Source organism: Collimonas sp. PA-H2 (assembly GCF_002564105.1).
GTDB lineage: Bacteria > Pseudomonadota > Gammaproteobacteria > Burkholderiales > Burkholderiaceae_D > Collimonas.
Genome location: NZ_PDBX01000001.1, coordinates 1,860,119 through 1,877,979, shown reverse-complemented (window position 1 = coordinate 1,877,979; position 17,861 = coordinate 1,860,119). Strand labels below are relative to the sequence as shown.

The following is a 17,861-nucleotide window of genomic DNA, read 5'->3' as shown; positions in this document are numbered from 1 at the left end:
TGGTTAACGATTTCAACGATTTTAATTCCGGGCAAGCACCGGCGCACATCATGGTAATGGATACACGCAAGAAAAAGCCAAGGGAGAAAAATAATACGGCGCTCTGGCTGTTCGACCTGGACAATACCCTGCACAACGCATCGCATGCGATTTTTCCGGCGATTCACGTCAACATGAACGCCTTCATGGCGCGCACCCTGGGCCGCAACGGCGTCGATGCCGACGTCGCCACTGTCAACGCCACCAGAGAAAACTACTGGCGGCGCTATGGCGCAACCTTGCTGGGCATGGTAAAACACCATCAGGTGCGGCCCGAGGACTTTCTGCGCGAAGCCCATCGCTTCGACGATTTGCTGGGGATGATCAGGGCCGAGCGCGGCCTGATCAATCTGCTCAGGCGGCTGCCGGGCCGCAAGATCCTGCTGACCAATGCGCCGCTGGGCTATTCCGGCGACGTCATGCGCCATCTGCGCCTGCAGCGTCAATTCGGCAAGCATATTTCGATCGAATCCATGCATGTGCACCGCCAGTTGCGCCCCAAGCCCTCGCGCCTCCTGTTGCGGCAGCTGATGGCGCGCGAGAAGGTGCCGGCGCGGCGCTGCATCCTGGTGGAGGATACCATCGCCAATCTCAGGGCCGCCAAGCGGGTCGGCATGCGCACTGCATGGGTGACGCAGTACTTGAAGGACCAGTCAAATACGATAAAGCGCCCCAACTACGTCGATGTCAAAGTAAAATCCGTCCGTCAGCTGAGCAAGAATCTGCACCGTTTGCGTTGAAGCCCCGATAGCGGCTGGATGTTGGCTTCAATCCTGCGCGCCGGTTCAGCCTCAGTTTTCCTTATCTCCATCATTACTAAAATAAAAAACCATGGCTACTACCAAACCAGGCGAGCGTAAACTACAAATCCTTCAGACCCTGGCGGTCATGCTGGAACAACCCAAAGGGGAAAAGATCACTACGGCCGCGCTGGCCGCCAGGATAGCGGTATCCGAGGCTGCCCTGTACCGGCATTTCGCCAGCAAGGCGCAAATGTTCGAAGGTCTGATCGAATTTATCGAGACCACCGTATTCGGCCTGGTCAACCAGATTACCGAACAGCAGGAAAAGGGACTGCACCAGGCGCAGGCGATTACCTTGATGCTGTTGAATTTTGCCGAGCGCAATCCGGGCATGACCCGTGTCATGATCGGCGACGCGCTGGTGAACGAGGACGAGCGCCTGCAACTACGCATGAACCAGTTCGTCGACCGTATCGAACTGGCGCTGAAGCAGGCGCTGCGTACTGCCGCAGCACAAGGCGAGGCAAATGAGGTGGAAACCGCGATGCGCGCCAATATCCTGACCAGTTTCGTGCTGGGACGCTGGCAGCGTTTCGCCAAGAGCCGTTTCCAGCACAAGCCAGGCGCCGACGCCGCCCAGCAGGTCGCCCTGATGCTGGTTTGATTTTTTTGCTACCATCGCTGGCGCGGTGGTAGTGTCTAACGCTGGCGACGCCCGCCATGGCAGGCCGCACGCCGTACAACTCAATGGAGCAGATCAGATGAAAAAAGCATGGTTGGGGACCACCGTTTCCGCAGCATTGGCAATTACCCTGGCCGCTGGCAGCAGCGGCGCATTTGCCCAGATCAAGGTGGGCGTGAGCGTTTCCGCCACCGGTCCGGCGGCGTCGCTGGGTATCCCGGAGAAGAACACGTTTGCCTTGCTGCCCAAGGAAATCGCCGGCCAGAAGGTGCAGTACATCGTGCTGGACGACGCCACCGACAGCACCACCGCGGTAAAAAATGCACGCAAGCTGGTCAGCGAAGAAAAGGTCGACCTGCTGATCGGCTCGACCACGGTGCCCGGTTCGCTGGCGATGAGCGATGTCGCCGCCGAATCCGGTACGCCGATGATTTCGATGGCGGCTTCTGCGTCGCTGATCGAACCGGTCGACGCCAAGCGCCTCTGGATTTTCAAGACGCCGCAGAATGATTCGCACATGGCGACCGCGATCATCGCCCACATGGCGGATGCCGGCGTCAAGAGCGTGGCCTTCATCGGCTTTTCGGATGCCTATGGCGAAGGCTGGTACCGCGAGTTTTCCAAGCTGGCCGAGCTGCGCAAGATCAAGATCGTCGCCAACGAACGTTTCGCCCGTCCTGACACTTCAGTCACCGGCCAGGTGTTGAAAATCGTCAGCGCCAATCCGGACGCCGTGCTGATCGCCGGCGCCGGCACGCCTGCCGCCTTGCCGCAAAAAACCTTGAAAGAACGCGGCTACAAAGGCAAGATCTACCAGACCCACGGCGTCGCCAATAATGATTTCCTGCGTGTCTGCGGCAAGGATTGCGAAGGGACTTTCCTGCCGGCCGGGCCCTTGTTGGTGGCGGAGCAGCTGCCCAACAGCAATCCGGTCAAGAAATCGGCCATGGCCTACCGCAGCGCCTATGAAAAAGCCTATGGCGCCGGCAGCATTTCCACCTTCGGCGGCCATGCCTGGGATGCCGGCATGCTGCTGGGTGCGGCTGCGCCTGAAGCGCTCAAGAAAGCCCAGCCCGGCAGCAAGGAATTCCGTGCCGCGCTGCGCGATGGCATCGAAGCCATCAAGAACCTGCCGGTCTCGCAGGGCATCGTCAACATGAGTCCAACCGACCATGTCGGGTTCGACCAGCGCGCCCGCGTGATGGTGGAAATCGTCAACGGCAAATGGAAACTGCTGGGCGCCGCGCAATAACGCTGTATAGAAAAAAGCATGGATCTCTCAATCGCCGCCATCCTGGCCCAGGATGGCATCACCAGCGGCGCCGTATATGCGCTGCTGGCCTTGGCGCTGGTGCTGGTGTTTTCAGTTACCCGCGTCATCTTTATCCCGCAGGGCGAGTTCGTGGCTTTCGGCGCCTTGACGCTGGCCGCCATCCAGGCCGATAAATTCCCCTTGTCGGCGACCCTGCTGGTGGCGCTTGGCGTATTGAGCTTCGTGCAGGAAACAGTGATGCTGCTGATCGGCCGCAATGGCGCAAGCCAGGCTGAGGCAGCGCTGGTCCGCCGCATCGGCCTGGCTTTGCTGAAATTCGTCGTGCTGCCTTTGGCGATCTATGGCGTCGCCCGCCTGTATGGCCATGCGGCGCTGGCCATGCCTTTGCAGGTCTTGTTGACGCTGGCGATCGTGGTGCCGATGGGGCCGATGGTTTATCGGCTGGCCTTCCAGCCGCTGGCGGAAGCCAGCACCCTGGTGTTGCTGATTGTCTCGGTGGCGGTGCACTATGCCTTGATCGGCATCGGCCTGCTGATGTTCGGCGCCGAAGGATCGCGCACCACCTCGTTTTCCGACGCCCGTTTCGAGATCGGCAGCCTGACCGTCTCCGGGCAGAGTTGCGTGATCATCGTCGTCTCGCTGCTGCTGATCGTTGCGCTCTATCTCTACTTCGAGCGTACTTTGTCCGGCAAGGCGCTGCGCGCCACGGCCGTCAACCGCCTCGGCGCGCGGCTGGTCGGCATCGGCACCACGCAGGCGGGGCGGCTGGCGTTTACGCTGGCTGCTGCGCTGGGCGCCTTGTGCGGCATCCTGATCGCGCCGCTGACCACCATCTACTACGACAGCGGCTTCCTGATCGGCCTGAAAGGCTTTGTCGGCGCCATCATCGGCGGCCTCGGCAGCTACCCGATTGCCGCCGCCGGCGCTGTGCTGGTGGGTTTGCTGGAGTCGTATTCTTCATTCTGGGCCAGCGCCTTCAAGGAAGTGATCGTATTCACCCTGATCATCCCGGTGCTGTTGTGGCGTTCCCTGACCAGCAAGCAGATCGACGAGGGGGATCAGTGATGCCGCGCTTCTATCTGGTGAAACTGCCGTTCATCGCGTTCGTGGCGATCCTGCTGTTGCTGCCGATATTTCCGACGCCGGAGTTCTGGATCACGCTGGCCAACTATATCGGCCTGTATGCCATCGTGGCGCTGGGGCTGGTGCTGCTGACCGGCATCGGCGGCCTGACTTCTTTCGGCCAGGCCGCTTTTGTCGGCCTGGGTGCTTATTCCACCGCCTACCTCAGTACGCAGTTCGGCCTGTCGCCCTGGATCGGCCTGCTGGCAGGCCTGGGCGTGACGACGCTGGCGGCCCTGGCGATCGGCGGTATTACCATGCGCTTGTCCGGACACTACCTGCCGCTGGGCACGATTGCCTGGGCCTTGTCGCTGTATTTTTTGTTCGGCAATCTGGAGTTCCTGGGCAAGTACGACGGCTTGAACGGCATTCCCGCCGTCAAGCTGTTCGGCATCGAGCTCGACAACGGCCGCAAGATGTTTTACCTGATCTGGGCGATCCTGCTGCTCGCGCTCGCAGGCCTGCAAAACCTCTTGAATTCGCGTTCCGGCCGCGCCATCCGGGCGCTCAACGGCGGCGGCGTGATGGCGGAAGCGATGGGCGTCAATACCGCCTGGATCAAGGTGCTGATCTTTGTGCTGGCAGCCTTGCTGGCCAGCGTCTCTGGCTGGCTGTATGCGCATCTGCAGCGCTCGGTGAGTCCGACGCCGTTCGGCCTGAACGCCGGCATCGAATACCTGTTCATGGCGGTGGTCGGCGGCGCCGGCTATGTGTGGGGTGCGATCCTGGGATCGGCCTTGCTGACTGTGCTGAAGGACCAGTTGCAATCGTGGCTGCCGAAACTGCTGGGCGCCAACGGCAATTTCGAGACTATCGTCTTCGGCATCCTGATGGTGTTGCTATTGCAGCGTGCACGCGACGGCCTGTGGCCGTATCTGCGCAAACTGGTTCCGGCCAAAGCAACGGTAAGGGCGCCCGAATCGGCGGCTGCGCTGCCGATTCGGGACAAGCATGCCGATGTCGGCGTGGTGCTGGAGATCGATCGCGCGCGCAAGGAATTCGGCGGGCTGGTGGCGGTGAACGACATGAGCTTCAGCGTCGGCGCGGGACAGATCGTCGGCTTGATCGGTCCCAATGGCGCCGGCAAATCGACCATGTTCAACCTGGTGACCGGAGTTTTGCCTTTGACCAGCGGCGTGATCAGGTTCCGTACCCGGCAGGGTTTACAGCCGATCTCGGGTTTGCCTTCGCGCCGGATCGTCGCGCGCGGGATTGCCCGCACTTTCCAGCACGTACGCCTGATGGGTAGCATGTCGGTGCTGGAGAACGTCGCGATAGGCGCGCACCTGCGCGGTACGCACAAGGATGTCGGCGGCATTGCCGCCAGCCTGCTGCGGCTGAACCGGGCAGAAGAACAGAGCTTGCTGTTTGAGGCCAGGACACAGCTTGAACGCGTCGGTCTCGGACATTTGCTGTATGAAGAGGCCGGCAGCCTGGCGTTGGGCCAGCAGCGGATCCTGGAAATCGCCCGTGCCTTGTGCTGCGATCCCAGCTTGCTGCTGCTCGACGAACCGGCCGCGGGTTTGCGTTATCAGGAAAAACTGGCGCTGGCCGATTTGCTGCGCAAGCTGAGGGCCGAAGGGATGAGCATCCTGCTGGTGGAACACGATATGGATTTTGTCATGAACCTGACCGACCGGCTGGTGGTGATGGAATTCGGCAGCAAGATCGCCGAAGGCTTGCCGGCCGAGATCCAGCAAGATCCGGCCGTGCTGGAAGCTTATCTGGGAGGCATCGATGAGTGACGCGGTCGCCAACCCGGTGCTGGAAGTGAGCGACCTGCACGTCGCCTATGGCAAGGTGGAAGCCTTGCATGGCGCCAGCCTGCAGGTCGGCGCCGGCCAGATCGTGACTGTGATCGGCCCCAACGGCGCCGGCAAGTCGACCATGCTGAACGCGATCGCCGGCGCCATGCCGGCCAACGGCAGCATGCGCGGCACGGTGCGATTGCTGGGCCAGGATACCGCTGGAGTGGCGATCGAAACACGGGTCGCGCGCGGCATGTGCCTGGTGCCGGAAAAGCGCGAGCTGTTCGCCAGCATGACGGTGCAAGACAATCTGCTGCTCGGCAGCTATCGGCGCTACCAGGCAGGGGAGAGCGGCTACGCCGACCAGATGGCGGTGGTGTACGAGCTGTTTCCGCGTTTGCAGGAACGGCGCAAGCAGCAGGCCGGCAGCCTGTCCGGCGGCGAACGGCAGATGCTGGCGCTGGGACGAGCCTTGATGGCGAAGCCGCAATTGCTGATGCTGGACGAGCCCAGCCTTGGCCTGGCGCCGCTCATCGTCAAGGAAATTTTCCACATCATCGTGCGTCTCAAGCAGACCGGTGTAGCGATCCTGCTGGTCGAGCAGAATGCCCGTGCCGCCTTGCAGGCGGCCGATTACGCCTATGTGCTGGAAACCGGCGACATGGCCATGCAAGGGCCGGCAGTCGAGCTGGCGCATGATCCCAAGGTCATCGATACCTATCTGGGACTGGCGAAGAAAACCAGTTGATGTTGCGGATGCCGGATCGGGGCGGCTTGTGCAACGCCGCAAATTATGTGATAAATTCTCGGCTCGGTTAAGCGATTGACCGAGACGTTCTCAGGGCGGGGTGCGATTCCCCACCGGCGGTAATTGCGCGCAATGCGCATAGCCCGCGAGCGCTTGTTGCCACAGCCGTGGCGACAAGGTCAGCAGACCCGGTTGGATTCCGGGGCCGACGGTATAGTCCGGATAAAGAGAGAACAGGTTGCACCGTACTGTCAGCATTGATAAGGGTCTTGCTGCGTGTCGCCTCGGCGACGGCAGCGCTATTGCCATCGGCATGACGTTTATCGCAGCTGGCAAATGCGTGCTTCCTTTCGATCCAACGCGCCCTGTTTTTATCACTTAAACAGGAGTCTTCAGATGCAACAGCAACACAGCAAAACCCCCGGCACAGCCAACGAACGCATCGCTTTCATCCAGGCCGGCTGGCACCGCGAGATTGTCGATCAATGCCGCATCGCCTTCGTTGCGGAAATCGCCAAAGCCGGCTACAGCGAGCAAGACATCGATTTCTTCGAAGTCGCCGGCGCCTTTGAAATTCCCTTGCATGCCAAGCTGCTGGCCAATAGCGGCCGCTACGCGGCAGTCGTGGCCACCGCGCTGGTGGTGGACGGCGGCATCTACCGCCATGAATTCGTCGCCCACGCGGTGATCGACGGGCTGATGCAGGTACAGCTGGAAACCGGCGTGCCGGTGTTGTCGGCAGTGCTGACGCCGCACCATTTCCACGGCGGCGAAGAACATCACAAGTATTTCTTCGAGCATTTCCTGGTGAAGGGGGCAGAAGCGGCGCGCGCCTGCGTCGACACCATCCAGAAGCTGCGCACGCTGAAGGCCATGCAGGCCTCCGGCGCGGTACGTGCCTTGCATAGCGCTTAAAGTCGGACCCGCTGTCGCCTGCCGTTGTCTCGGCCGGCGACAGCGCCCATCAATACCCGATCAAATGTTGTCTTCGATCAGCGGCGTGGTGGAGCCCTTGGCCAGCGTCATGCGGGTGCGCTTCAGCAAGGGTTGCGCCGGCGCGCTGCCGTCGCTTGCCAGCGGCTTGACCTTGTTGAACACCACTACCATGCTGTCGCTGGTGATGGTGGCCGTGGCGTAACCCTGGGCATCGTGGTCGACATAGGCAAAGTCGGGATTGAAGTGTTTCAGCAGGCTGTCGAAAACCTGGGGCGTCTGCACCAGTGCGCCGAGCAGGGGATTGACCACGGCGGCGCCGGACTTGATGTAGTTGTAGAAGGACTGGCTGCTGATGCCAGCCGTCAGAAAATCCACCAGCACCGGCGGACTGTTCAGATCGCCGGGATTGGCGCGCACTACGCCGCACTGGAAGGCGTGCAGGTCGCCGGTGATGGCCACCACGTTCTGGATGTTTTGCGTATGCAGGTAAGACAGCAGTTCCGCCTTGTGGCTGGGGAAGCCGTCCCATGAATCGCAATTGATCACGTACAGCTGGTTGTAAGGCGGTGGAATGCCCAGCGCCGGCGGCGTCAGGTCGGCCCACATGCGGTTCAGCATGATTTCATTGCCCCATACCTTCCAGGTCGCATCCGAATTTTTCAGGGTGTCTTTCCACCATTGCGTTTGCGTCGGGCCGAGTATCGACGGCGCCCGTCCCAGCTTGGCGCTTTCCTGCGCTTCCATCTGCAGCAAGAGCGGCTGCGGCACAAAGTAGCGCGAACCTATCGAGTCGTCGCCGTTGACTGGGTCATGGCCCAGCTGCTGCGCCACCGATTGCTCGCTGACGATGTGATCGTCGCGGTACAGGCGCTCGTCGGTCATCACCAGGTGCACCAGCTTGCCGAAGCGGAAATCGCGATAGATGCGGATGTTCTGGTAGCTGCTGTTGTTGAGGTCGAAGGAGAGGTCGCCGAAATCGATAGGCGTATATTCCGCCCAGGCCTGGGTGGCGCTGCGGCGGCGCGCGGTCTGCTGCTTGTTTTCATTGGTGTAGACCTGATGGTCTTGCCAGCAATCGTCGGAAAATTCGTGATCGTCCCAGATCGCGATGACCGGGAATTTATGATGAATGCTCTGCAGGCGCGCATCGGTCTTGTAGGTGCGGTACAGGGTGCGGTAGTCGTTGAGCGTATTGGCGTAGATGCCGCCGCCCGGATGCGCCAGGCCGTCTGGCAGCTTGATCGTGCCGTGCGCCGGTTCTGCGCCGCCGGTCTGGAACGAGGCGCCCACGGTTTCATAGATGTAGTCGCCGACGTGCACCACGAAATCCAGGCTTTCCTGCGCCAGCAAGGACATTGCCTGCCAGTGGTTGACCGACCAGTCCTGGCAGGTGAACCAGGCAAAGCGCACCTGGCTGCTGCTGCTGGCGAGCGGCGCGGTCTTGGTCTGGGCGGTGACGCTGACGTCGCTGCCGGCGGCAAACCGGTAGTAATAGACGGTGTCGGGAGTGAGCTGCGTGACCTTGGCGCGTACCGTGAAATCGTAGTCGGCGCTGGCGCTCAGGTTGACTTGCGCCGCGAAGGTCGAGAAATCCTGCCTGGTGGAGACATCCAGGCGGACATTGACGGCGTCGGCAATGACGCTGTTGTTGCGCACCACCCGCCCCCAGAATACGACGCTGGTATCCTTCGGATCGCCGGAGGCAATCCCCTGCGGAAAGGCAAACATTCCCGGACTGCCGCCGCCGATATCAGCGCTGCCGCCGCAAGCGCTGAGTATTCCCGATGTTGCAGCTACTACCGTGAAAAATGCCGAGCCTTTCAAAAACTGTCTGCGCTTCATTGCTTTATCTCCTGCTTATAGTTATGTGATGTTTATCGCGGCATTTGATGACACGATAACAAGACGTAATTTAAAGCAGCGGATGAATTGCAGGAAGAAAAAACCGGCAATCTGAGGATTATTACTAATCATCAACTTAGCGATTGCATAAACGCCGATTCGCGGGCAGTTCCGCGCAATGCGTGCTCAGGGATGTTGCGCGCCGCAAACCGGGCAGCCGGCATCGCGGGCGACGCCGATGCGGGTCCATTCCATGCTGCGCGCATCAAGCATCAGCAGGACACCCGCCAGGGAGGTGCCGATGCCGGCGATCAGCTTGAGCGCTTCGGCTGCCTGCATGCTGCCGACGATGCCGACCAGCGGTGCAAACACCCCCATGGTGGAGCAGGCGACTTCTTCAAATTCGCGGTCCGGCGGAAACAGGCAGGCGTAGCAGGGCGATGTCTCGGAGCGCGCATCGAAGACGCTGATCTGGCCGTCGAACTGGATCGCCGCGCCCGACACCAGCGGTACTTTCAAAGCGACGCAGGCACGGTTGATGGCTTGCCGGGTGGCGAAGTTGTCGCTGCAGTCGATCACCACATCGGCATCGCTTATCAACTGCTGTAGGCGCGCCTGGTCCGCGCGCTCAGGCAGGGCGATGATGTCGATTTCCGGATTGATCTGCGCCATGGCGGTCTTGCCGGAGCTGACCTTGGCCTGGCCGACGCGGTCGCTGGTATGCAGGATCTGCCGCTGCAGGTTGGTCAGGTCGACCGTATCGTTATCCACCAGCGTAATGCGGCCGACGCCGGCCGACGCCAGATACATCGCCACCGGCGAGCCGAGACCGCCGGCGCCGACGATGAGCGCATGCGCCGCCAGGAATTTTTCTTGGCCGGCGATATCGATATCGTCCAGCAGGATGTGGCGCGAATAGCGGAGTAATTGCTGGTCGTTCATAAAAAACTGTCAAATAGGTAAGTTGTGCTGCCGTATCGGCCAAGCGCCGCATCCATAAAAAAAGGCCGCATCGCTGCGGCCTTAGTGTAGCGTGAAAAGCGATTATTTTTTATCGCCCTTCTTGCCGTCTGTCTTATCGTTGCTCGGTTCATCTTTATGGATGATGGCGCCGGCGGCCGGATCCGCCTTGTCATCTTTCGATGTCTTGTCGTCCTTGTCGCTTTCCGAGCGCACTTCCGGCTTGACCTTGGATATCTGCACCGGCAAGCCTTTCAGCTGGTTGAGCGCCTGCGCCAGCTGGAAGTCATCCTTGCCGCCGTATTCCAATGGCTTGCGCTTTTTCTCGGCAGCGGCGATCCGTTGCGCTTCTTCCAGTTCATCCACCTTCGCCTTGATCTCAGGACCCTTGTCGGTGTCGTTGCTCAGATGCTTGGTGAGGTCGGCTTCGCGCAGGCGCAGTCCGTTCAGGCCGTCGCCGTCGGCATATTCATCCACCATGACGTCCGGCACGATGCCCTTGGCCTGGATCGAACGGCCGTTAGGCGTGTAGTAGCGCGCGGTAGTCAGCTTGACCGCGGTGTTGCGGTCCGGCGGCAGGGCGATCACCGATTGCACCGAACCCTTGCCGAAGGTCTGGGTGCCCATGATGGTGGCGCGCTTGTAGTCTTGCAGGGCGCCGGCGACGATTTCCGATGCAGAGGCGGAGCCGGTATTCACCAGCACCACCATCGGCACCTTTTTCAAGGCGTCAGGCAGGCGCGCCAGCGGGTCGTTGCCCGGGTTGGCATAGTATTCGCGCTTGGCGTAGAAGGAAGCCTTGGAGCTCGACAGCTGGCCGTTGGTGGTCACCACCACCGAATCCTTGGGCAGGAAGGCGGCGGAAACGCCTATCGCGCCTGGCAGCACGCCGCCCGGATCGTTGCGCAGGTCCAGCACCAGTCCCTTCAGGTTCGGCTCCTGGGCATAGATGGCGGCAATTTTCTTGGCCATGTCGTCCACCGTCGGTTCCTGGAACTGGGTGATGCGCAGCCATGCATAACCCGGTTCAACCACTTTCGACTTGACGCTCTGGACGCGGATTTCCTGGCGCGTGATGCTGAAGATCAGAGGCTTGTCTTCATCCTTGCGCGAAATGGTCAGGGTGATCTTGGTGTTCGGTTCGCCGCGCATGCGCTTGACGGCCTGTTCCAGGGTCAGGCCCTTGACCGGGGTGGCGTCCAGACGGGTGATCAGATCGCCCGCCTTGATGCCGGCGCGGTAGGCCGGCGAATCCTCGATCGGCGAGACCACTTTGATGTAGCCTTCTTCCATGCCGACTTCGATGCCGAGCCCGACGAATTTGCCTTGCGTGCTCTCGCGCAACTCTTTATAGGCTTTCTTGTCCAGATAGGCCGAGTGCGGGTCGAGCGAAGCCACCATGCCGGAAATGGCTTCGGTCAGCAGCTTTTTGTCGTCCGCCGGTTCCACATAGTCGGACTTGATCAGTCCGAACACATCGGCCAGCTGCCGCAATTCTTCCAGCGGCAACGGCGCGGCGGCACTCTTCTGCGCAATGGCGTCGAACTGGATAGATGCGCCGATGCCCGCGATGACGCCTAAACTGATTAGACCGATATTTTTAAGCTTACTGCCCATGTTTCACCTAGTAGTTACCCATCCGAGTGGGTCAAACGCACGGCCTTGATGCCGAATTTCAAAGTATAAACCTGATTGTTCATTACCGCCGCTGTTGCCGGCGTTGGCAATCACGTCGCCGGCTTTGACCGCATCGCCGGGGCGCTTCAATAATGCCTGATTATTACCGTAAATAGTCATGTACTGGTTGCCGTGGTCGACAATGATCAGATTGCCGAAGCCGCGCAGCCAGTCGGCAAACACCACGCGGCCAGAGGCGACCGCCTTGACTTCGGTGCCTTCCGGGGTACGGATGAACAGTCCTTTCCAGCTCGGGCCGTCACCGCGCTTGCTGCCGAAGCGCGCCATGACGTCGCCTCGTACCGGCAGCCGCAGCTGGCCGCGCAGGGATTCAAACGGCTTGCCATAAGAGACATCCTTGACCTCGGGCTCTGGCGTCAGTTCGTTGCGCGCCAGCGGCGGCACAGGAGCCGGCGTCGGCGGCGTGACCGCCACGGCGGGCGGCTGATCGTCGTCGATGGCGTCCGGATTGACCGACTTGGGTTTAACCGTATTGTCTGTTGCCGGCGGCTTTCCGGCCTGCGCGGCGCGTTGCTGCTCCGCCAGGCGCTGGCGCTCGCGCGCCGCCTGGGCTTGCGCCAGCGCTTCGGCCTTGGCTTTTGCCTGGGCCAGCTGTTGCAGGCGCTGCTTTTCGCGGGCGGCGGCTTCCGCCTGCTTCTGCGCCTCGATCAGCTGCGCCAGCTTGTCCACCAGGCCGGACAGGCGCTGGTCGTCGCGCTGGATATTGCCGGCTTCCTTGCGCTGGCTGTTGAGTTTGCTGGAAAGCTGGGTCAGCAGCGTCGCCCGCTTGGCTTTTTCCTGTTCCAGCAGCTTTTTCTGGTCGCGCTGTTCCTGGGCGATCTCGTCCAGGTCGTCCTTGGCGTTCTGGGCTTCGGTCTGGTTGGCCTCTACTGCAGCGAGGTTGGCGCGCAGTGCTTCCAGCAGCTTGGCCTGCGCCTGCGAGACATAGCCCATGTATTGCAGGTCGCGATTGATGCGGTTCGGATTGTCGCCTGACAGCAGCAGCTTGATGCGGTCCTCGTTGCCTGCCACGTACTGCTGGCGCAGCAGGTTGGCCAGTTGGGTTTGCTGCCGGGTCACGGTCTTGCTGAGTTCGTCGTGCTGCTTGGCCAGCCTGGCGACCTTGGCCTCGGTCTGCTGCTGCTCCGCGCTCAGGTCGCGCAGGGAGCGGGTGGCCTTGGAAACAGCTTCCTCGGAGTTGGCCAAGGCGTCGCTGGCGTCGTCTTTTTCGGTTTCGGTCTGGCTGATGTCGCGTTTGAGGCTGTCCAGCTTTTGCCGCAAGTCGGCGCGCTGCGCTTCCGCCGCCTGTTTTTGCTTGCTGCGTTCGGTGATTTTAGCGGGGGCGGCGTTGACAACCACCGGTTGGGCTGCCGCCAGCGTGGCTGCCAGCAGCAGCGCCAAAGGCCACGCCAGGAGCGCCGGCTGGCGGCTTCTGGCGTGGTTGCTGTTGCGCTTGCTGAGAGGTGTCAGGAGCTGTCCCAGCGAGATATTTATTTCGCTTTCCCCTGGCTGGCGACGGCGTTCATCGCCGCTGTTATCGCCTCCTGGTCGCCCAGGTAGTAGCTCTTGATCGGCTTCAGGTCCGCGTCCAGCTCATAGACCAGCGGCTGGCCGTTAGGAATGTTGAGGCCGACGATATCCTCGTCGCTGATGCCGTCCAGCATCTTGATCAGGGCGCGCAGGCTATTGCCGTGCGCAGAAATGATGATGCGCTTGCCGCTGCGGATGGACGGCGCGATTTCATCGTTCCAGAACGGCAAAACACGCGCCACGGTGTCTTTCAGGCATTCGGTCAGCGGGATTTCCTCGCGTTTCAGGCCGGCGTAGCGCGGGTCGGCGTAGGAAGTGCGCGGATCGTTCGGGTCCAGCGGCATTGGCGGCGTGTCATAGCTGCGGCGCCATACCATGACCTGCTCGTCGCCGTACTTGGCCGCGGTTTCCGCCTTGTTCAAGCCTTGCAGGGCGCCGTAGTGGCGCTCGTTCAGGCGCCAGTGATGCTTCACCGGCAGCCACATCAGATCCATCTCGTCGAGCGTGCCCCACAAGGTGCGGATCGCGCGTTTCAGCACCGAGGTATACGCCAGGTCGAAGGTGAAACCGGCTTGCAGCAGCAGCTGGCCAGCCTGCCTGGCTTCCGCCACGCCCTTGTCGGTGAGGTCGACGTCGACCCAGCCGGTGAAGCGGTTAGCCAGGTTCCAGGTGGATTCGCCGTGGCGCATCAATACGATTTTGTACATAATAGTTTGCTAACTAAGTTAGATAGGTAAGTAGGAAATTGCTTGCTCGCCATCGGAATCCAGCTGCGGCGCTCAAAGGTTTTTCGAGCTGAGCTGATACGAATTGAATGGCGCTACAGCTTCTATTTTATAATGGCGGGATTAACTAATACCATTGGATCGCCGTGAAATTCTTGATTGATAACATTTTTCTGATTGCAGTAGCAATATTGTCGGGTGGCGCACTGTTGCTGCCTTTGTTGCAAAAGCGCGGTAACCGGGTGTCGACTTTACAGGCCACCCAGCTGATCAACCAGGGCAAGACGCTGGTGCTGGATGTGCGTGACAGCGATGCATTTGCCGCTGCTCACCTGATCGACGCCAAGAACATCCCCTTGAAAGATCTGCCGCAACGCATGGCTGAACTGGACAAGTTTAAAGCAAAGAATGTGTTGGTGGTGTGCCAGAGCGGCAGCCAGGCCACCAAGGCGGTAGCGCAATTGACCCAGGCCGGCTTTGCCCAGGCCTATAACCTGGAAGGCGGCATCGCCGCCTGGCAGACCCAGGGCCTGCCTACCGTTAAATAAGTGCCGCCAGCTGGCTGGCGTTGGGGTTGAACAAGGAAGAGTAGTCATGACAGCACATGTTGTAATGTATAGCACAGCGGTATGCCCATACTGCATCCGCGCCGAGCAGTTGCTGAAGGCAAAAGGCGTGGAAAATATCGAAAAGATCAGGATCGACCTCGATCCCTCGCAGCGCGAGACCATGATGCAAAAGACCGGCCGCCGCACCGTGCCGCAAATTTATATCGGCGCGACCCATGTCGGCGGCTTTGACGACTTGCATGCGCTCGATCGCGATGGCAAGCTGGAGCCCCTGCTGCAAAGCGCCTGATTTTCGGCAATTTCTCCAGGGAATCAGGTATTGTTGCAAACTGCATTGAAAACCGGCCAGGTCGCAGGCATTGCCGTCTGGCTAATTTAAATTAACTGAAAGAGTGTCATGGCTGAAGAGAACCAACAAGTTGAAGCACCAGTGTTCCAGATTCAACGCGTCTACCTGAAAGATTTGTCGCTGGAGCAACCGAATTCGCCGGCCATTTTCCTTGAGCAAGAGGCTCCGCAGATCGAAGTGGCAGTGGATGTGGGCGCTGAAGCGCTGGCCGAAGGCATTTTCGAGTCGACCGTGACGGTGACCGTCACCGCTAAAGTGAAAGACAAGGTCGCGTTCCTGGTCGAAGGCAAGCAAGCCGGTATTTTTGAACTGCGCAACATCCCGACCGAACAACTGGATCCATTGCTCGGCATCGGCTGCCCGAACATCGTCTACCCGTATCTGCGCGCCAATCTGGCGGACGCCATCACGCGTGCCGGTTTCCCGCCTATCCACCTGGCCGAAATCAATTTCGAAGTGTTCTATCAACAGCGTCTGCAGGCACTGGCCGAGCAAGCGCAAAAAGGTAGCGGCGACAGCATCGCGGTTGACGGCTCGACAGCCATCAATTAATTTCGCAAGGCGCAGCGGCGGCCTGGCACAGTGCCGGTCGCCGGCGCCGGCCGCGGATGATCGCGGCAAGGAGAAGGGCGCTCGCCCGCAGCTTTTTCCTGTGATTTTGCGGCAACCCTCGCCGTATCTGGAGACCAATAGATGAATTTTGCACGCATAGCCGCTGCCGCCGCGTTGTTGCTGGGAAGCTCGCTCGGCGTTGCCGGTTCTGCCCACGCCCTCGATTTCAAGGCGGTTGGCGCAGCACCCGTGGTTTTATACGATGCACCTTCGGAAAAGGGCCGGCGCGTGGCTGTTGCGCCGCGCGGCATGCCGGTCGAAGTGGTGCTGACCTACGGCGAATGGACCAAAGTGCGCGACGCCAGCGGCGATTTGTCATGGCTGCAGTCGAAGGGACTGGTCGCCAAGCGCAACCTGCAGGTGACCGTGGCCAATGCCAAGATCCGCGCCAATCCTGACGACGCCGCCGCAGTCGTGTTCAGCGCCGACAAGGGCGTGTTGCTGGAACTGGTCGATCCGGTCGCCTCGGGCTGGGCCAAAGTGCGCCATCGCGACGGCCAGAGCGGCTACGTCAAGGCGGCCGAAGTCTGGGGCGATTGATTTTTCCTCGTATTTTTGTCATTTCTAGCCGCCCGTGTCTTCTGAACCCACCATTCCATCCATGAATATAACTGTACTCGGCGCCGGCGCCTGGGGCACGGCGCTGGCGATCACCCTGGCGCAGCGCCATAGCGTGACGCTGTGGGGACGGAATCCCGACACCATGGCGGCAGCCGCCGCCCAGCGCGAAAACAGCGTCTATCTGCCCGGTTTCCCCTTGCCGGACAATCTGCGCCTCTCGTCCGATTTCTCGCAGGCCGTCGCCCACATCACCGGCGACGCGGCCGCCGCCCAGGCGGAAGGCTTGCTGATCGTGGCATCCTCGGTGGCCGGTTTGCGGGAACTGGCGCAGCAGCTGCAAGCCTATCCGATACCGAATATCGTCTGGCTGTGCAAGGGCTTTGAAGAAAACACCAGCCTGCTGCCGCACCAGATCGTGCGCGAAGTGCTGGGCGACGCGATGCCGGCGGCGGCGCTGTCGGGGCCGTCGTTTGCGCAAGAAGTCGCGCGCGGCCTGCCTTGCGCCTTGTCGGTCGCCAGCGTCCATGCGGGCTTGTGCGAGCAGGTGGTGGCGGCGGTGCATGGCGATAACATCCGGGTGTATTCGACCGACGACCTGATCGGGGTTGAAGTCGGCGGCGCGGTAAAGAACATCCTGGCGATTGCCACCGGCGTCGCCGATGGCCTGGGACTCGGCTTGAATGCGCGGGCTGCCTTGATCACCCGCGGCCTGGCGGAAATCACCCGGCTCGGGGTAGCCCTCGGCGGCCGCAGCGAAACCTTCATGGGTTTGTCCGGCGTCGGCGATCTGATCCTGACTTGCACCGGCGATCTGTCGCGCAACCGCAAGGTCGGGCTGGGACTGGCGCAGGGCAAGCAGCTGGCATCTATCGTCACCGAGCTCGGCCATGTCGCCGAGGGCGTGCGCTGTGCCGCCGCAGTGCGTACTCTGGCGCAGCAGCGCGGGGTCGACATGCCGATTACCAATGCGGTCGCCGGCGTGCTGTTCGACGGCGCTTCCCTGCGTTCCGTGATGGAACTCCTGCTATCGCGCAATCCTCGCGAAGAGGCCGCATAAGGCGCTTGCCAGCCGGCCGGCAAAGCCGATTTACATAGTGATGCAATGTCTCCATGCCGCTTTGCCACAGCATCAAGTAATATCATTTCTTTGTGTCAAATCAATGACAAAACCTGGATAAATACGCCGAAGATAATTAAGTGTATTTCTCCTGCTTGTTGGCAACGATTGCGGCATATAATCGCCCTTTCCAAACATGGTCGTGGTTTTTTTGATAAGGAAAGAAATGCATAGCACAATGTTCCCGGCTGTTCGACGTCGCTCTGCCCTTATGCAACGCGGATTCACGCTGATTGAAATCATGGTGGTGGTGGTGATCATGGGGATTCTGGCGGCCTTGGTCGTGCCTAAACTGATGGGCCGCACCGATGATGCGCGGATCCAGGCTGCGCGCCAGGATATCGGCACTCTGATGCAGGCGCTCAAGCTGTACAAACTGGACAACCAGCGTTATCCGACCACTGATCAAGGCTTGCAGGCGCTGGTGGTCAAGCCGACCAGCGGTCCTGCCGCCAATGGCTGGAAAAGCGGCGGCTATATCGACAAGCTGCCAAAAGACCCTTGGGGCAATCCGTATCAATTCCTGTCGCCCGGCATCCATGGCGAAGTAGATATATTTTCCTATGGCGCCGACGGCCAGCCGGGTGGCGAAGGTAACGACGCCGACATCGGCTCTTGGGACTTGTAA

At 60.7% G+C, this 17,861-nt stretch carries 18 protein-coding genes and 1 riboswitch; of the genes, 13 read left to right on the top strand and 5 right to left on the bottom strand.

Annotated elements, in window-relative coordinates; translation table 11 throughout:
• Positions 1 to 50 precede the first annotated feature (50 nt).
• The 7 genes from BCF11_RS08485 (at position 51) to BCF11_RS08455 (ending at position 7,270) form a co-directional block, all read left to right on the top strand.
• Complete coding sequence (locus tag BCF11_RS08485) at positions 51 to 779, top strand: HAD-IA family hydrolase (RefSeq protein WP_233212419.1); 729 nt, start codon at positions 51 to 53, stop codon at positions 777 to 779.
• A 91-nt stretch (positions 780 to 870) separates the two neighbouring features.
• Positions 871 to 1,446: a nucleoid occlusion factor SlmA gene (slmA, locus tag BCF11_RS08480; protein ID WP_098494351.1), complete on the top strand. Its 576-nt coding sequence runs from the start codon at positions 871 to 873 to the stop codon at positions 1,444 to 1,446.
• A 97-nt stretch (positions 1,447 to 1,543) separates the two neighbouring features.
• Complete coding sequence (locus tag BCF11_RS08475; protein ID WP_098494350.1) at positions 1,544 to 2,716, top strand: ABC transporter substrate-binding protein; 1,173 nt, start codon at positions 1,544 to 1,546, stop codon at positions 2,714 to 2,716.
• Positions 2,717 to 2,734: 18 nt separating this feature from the next.
• Positions 2,735 to 3,802, top strand: a complete 1,068-nt coding sequence (locus BCF11_RS08470) for a branched-chain amino acid ABC transporter permease (RefSeq protein WP_098494349.1) — start codon at positions 2,735 to 2,737, stop codon at positions 3,800 to 3,802.
• Positions 3,802 to 5,604 (top strand): ATP-binding cassette domain-containing protein, encoded by a 1,803-nt coding sequence (locus BCF11_RS08465; RefSeq protein ID WP_098494348.1) that lies wholly within the window; start codon positions 3,802 to 3,804, stop codon positions 5,602 to 5,604. Before BCF11_RS08470 ends, BCF11_RS08465 begins: the two co-directional genes overlap by 1 nt.
• A complete protein-coding gene (locus tag BCF11_RS08460; RefSeq protein ID WP_098494347.1) occupies positions 5,597 to 6,355 on the top strand; it encodes an ABC transporter ATP-binding protein in 759 nt (252 codons plus the stop codon). Before BCF11_RS08465 ends, BCF11_RS08460 begins: the two co-directional genes overlap by 8 nt.
• Positions 6,356 to 6,437: 82 nt before the next feature.
• Positions 6,438 to 6,594, top strand: a riboswitch (FMN riboswitch).
• Positions 6,595 to 6,751: 157 nt separating this feature from the next.
• On the top strand, positions 6,752 to 7,270 hold the full coding sequence (locus BCF11_RS08455; RefSeq protein WP_098494346.1) for a 6,7-dimethyl-8-ribityllumazine synthase: 519 nt from the start codon (positions 6,752 to 6,754) through the stop codon (positions 7,268 to 7,270).
• 60 nt (positions 7,271 to 7,330) lie between these two features.
• On the opposite strand, the gene BCF11_RS08450 is transcribed toward BCF11_RS08455, so the two are convergent.
• The 5 genes from BCF11_RS08450 to gpmA form a co-directional block, all read right to left on the bottom strand.
• On the bottom strand, positions 7,331 to 9,133 hold the full coding sequence (locus BCF11_RS08450) for an alkaline phosphatase (RefSeq protein ID WP_098494345.1): 1,803 nt from the start codon (positions 9,131 to 9,133) through the stop codon (positions 7,331 to 7,333).
• A gap of 186 nt (positions 9,134 to 9,319) precedes the next feature.
• The gene (locus tag BCF11_RS08445) at positions 9,320 to 10,075 is read right to left on the bottom strand and encodes a molybdopterin-synthase adenylyltransferase MoeB (RefSeq protein ID WP_098494344.1); all 756 of its coding nucleotides are present in this window, start codon (positions 10,073 to 10,075) and stop codon (positions 9,320 to 9,322) included.
• 102 nt (positions 10,076 to 10,177) lie between these two features.
• Positions 10,178 to 11,710 (bottom strand): S41 family peptidase, encoded by a 1,533-nt coding sequence (locus BCF11_RS08440; RefSeq protein ID WP_098494343.1) that lies wholly within the window; start codon positions 11,708 to 11,710, stop codon positions 10,178 to 10,180.
• A gap of 3 nt (positions 11,711 to 11,713) precedes the next feature.
• Positions 11,714 to 13,171: a murein hydrolase activator EnvC gene (locus tag BCF11_RS08435; RefSeq protein ID WP_098494342.1), complete on the bottom strand. Its 1,458-nt coding sequence runs from the start codon at positions 13,169 to 13,171 to the stop codon at positions 11,714 to 11,716.
• Between the two features lie 89 nt (positions 13,172 to 13,260).
• On the bottom strand, positions 13,261 to 14,007 hold the full coding sequence (gene gpmA / locus BCF11_RS08430) for a 2,3-diphosphoglycerate-dependent phosphoglycerate mutase (protein ID WP_098494341.1): 747 nt from the start codon (positions 14,005 to 14,007) through the stop codon (positions 13,261 to 13,263).
• 164 nt (positions 14,008 to 14,171) lie between these two features.
• On the opposite strand from gpmA, the gene BCF11_RS08425 reads away from it, so the two are divergent.
• The 6 genes from BCF11_RS08425 (at position 14,172) to gspG (ending at position 17,861) form a co-directional block, all read left to right on the top strand.
• On the top strand, positions 14,172 to 14,573 hold the full coding sequence (locus BCF11_RS08425; protein ID WP_098494340.1) for a rhodanese-like domain-containing protein: 402 nt from the start codon (positions 14,172 to 14,174) through the stop codon (positions 14,571 to 14,573).
• 46 nt (positions 14,574 to 14,619) lie between these two features.
• A complete protein-coding gene (gene grxC / locus BCF11_RS08420; protein ID WP_098494339.1) occupies positions 14,620 to 14,883 on the top strand; it encodes a glutaredoxin 3 in 264 nt (87 codons plus the stop codon).
• 108 nt (positions 14,884 to 14,991) lie between these two features.
• Positions 14,992 to 15,495 carry a protein-export chaperone SecB gene (gene secB / locus BCF11_RS08415; RefSeq protein ID WP_038493558.1) on the top strand — a complete coding sequence of 168 codons (504 nt, stop codon included), beginning with the start codon at positions 14,992 to 14,994 and terminating at the stop codon, positions 15,493 to 15,495.
• 141 nt (positions 15,496 to 15,636) lie between these two features.
• Complete coding sequence (locus BCF11_RS08410) at positions 15,637 to 16,095, top strand: SH3 domain-containing protein (RefSeq protein ID WP_098494338.1); 459 nt, start codon at positions 15,637 to 15,639, stop codon at positions 16,093 to 16,095.
• A 61-nt stretch (positions 16,096 to 16,156) separates the two neighbouring features.
• Complete coding sequence (locus BCF11_RS08405) at positions 16,157 to 17,173, top strand: NAD(P)H-dependent glycerol-3-phosphate dehydrogenase (protein ID WP_098494337.1); 1,017 nt, start codon at positions 16,157 to 16,159, stop codon at positions 17,171 to 17,173.
• Positions 17,174 to 17,444: 271 nt separating this feature from the next.
• The gene (gene gspG / locus BCF11_RS08400) at positions 17,445 to 17,861 is read left to right on the top strand and encodes a type II secretion system major pseudopilin GspG (RefSeq protein WP_304441860.1); all 417 of its coding nucleotides are present in this window, start codon (positions 17,445 to 17,447) and stop codon (positions 17,859 to 17,861) included.

Bases quoted from the DNA above. Each gene is read 5' to 3' on its own strand.
- BCF11_RS08450 (WP_098494345.1), bottom strand. From the start codon at position 9,133: ATGAAGCGCAGACAGTTTTTGAAAGGCTCGGCATTTTTCACGGTAGTA.
- BCF11_RS08440 (WP_098494343.1), bottom strand. From the start codon at position 11,710: ATGGGCAGTAAGCTTAAAAATATCGGTCTAATCAGTTTAGGCGTCATC.
- BCF11_RS08455 (WP_098494346.1), top strand. From the start codon at position 6,752: ATGCAACAGCAACACAGCAAAACCCCCGGCACAGCCAACGAACGCATC.
- secB (WP_038493558.1), top strand. From the start codon at position 14,992: ATGGCTGAAGAGAACCAACAAGTTGAAGCACCAGTGTTCCAGATTCAA.
- BCF11_RS08465 (WP_098494348.1), top strand. From the start codon at position 3,802: ATGCCGCGCTTCTATCTGGTGAAACTGCCGTTCATCGCGTTCGTGGCG.
- BCF11_RS08460 (WP_098494347.1), top strand. From the start codon at position 5,597: ATGAGTGACGCGGTCGCCAACCCGGTGCTGGAAGTGAGCGACCTGCAC.
- BCF11_RS08475 (WP_098494350.1), top strand. From the start codon at position 1,544: ATGAAAAAAGCATGGTTGGGGACCACCGTTTCCGCAGCATTGGCAATT.
- BCF11_RS08405 (WP_098494337.1), top strand. From the start codon at position 16,157: ATGAATATAACTGTACTCGGCGCCGGCGCCTGGGGCACGGCGCTGGCG.
- slmA (WP_098494351.1), top strand. From the start codon at position 871: ATGGCTACTACCAAACCAGGCGAGCGTAAACTACAAATCCTTCAGACC.
- BCF11_RS08410 (WP_098494338.1), top strand. From the start codon at position 15,637: ATGAATTTTGCACGCATAGCCGCTGCCGCCGCGTTGTTGCTGGGAAGC.
- BCF11_RS08485 (WP_233212419.1), top strand. From the start codon at position 51: ATGGTAATGGATACACGCAAGAAAAAGCCAAGGGAGAAAAATAATACG.
- gspG (WP_304441860.1), top strand. From the start codon at position 17,445: ATGCAACGCGGATTCACGCTGATTGAAATCATGGTGGTGGTGGTGATC.
- BCF11_RS08470 (WP_098494349.1), top strand. From the start codon at position 2,735: ATGGATCTCTCAATCGCCGCCATCCTGGCCCAGGATGGCATCACCAGC.
- BCF11_RS08445 (WP_098494344.1), bottom strand. From the start codon at position 10,075: ATGAACGACCAGCAATTACTCCGCTATTCGCGCCACATCCTGCTGGAC.
- grxC (WP_098494339.1), top strand. From the start codon at position 14,620: ATGACAGCACATGTTGTAATGTATAGCACAGCGGTATGCCCATACTGC.
- gpmA (WP_098494341.1), bottom strand. From the start codon at position 14,007: ATGTACAAAATCGTATTGATGCGCCACGGCGAATCCACCTGGAACCTG.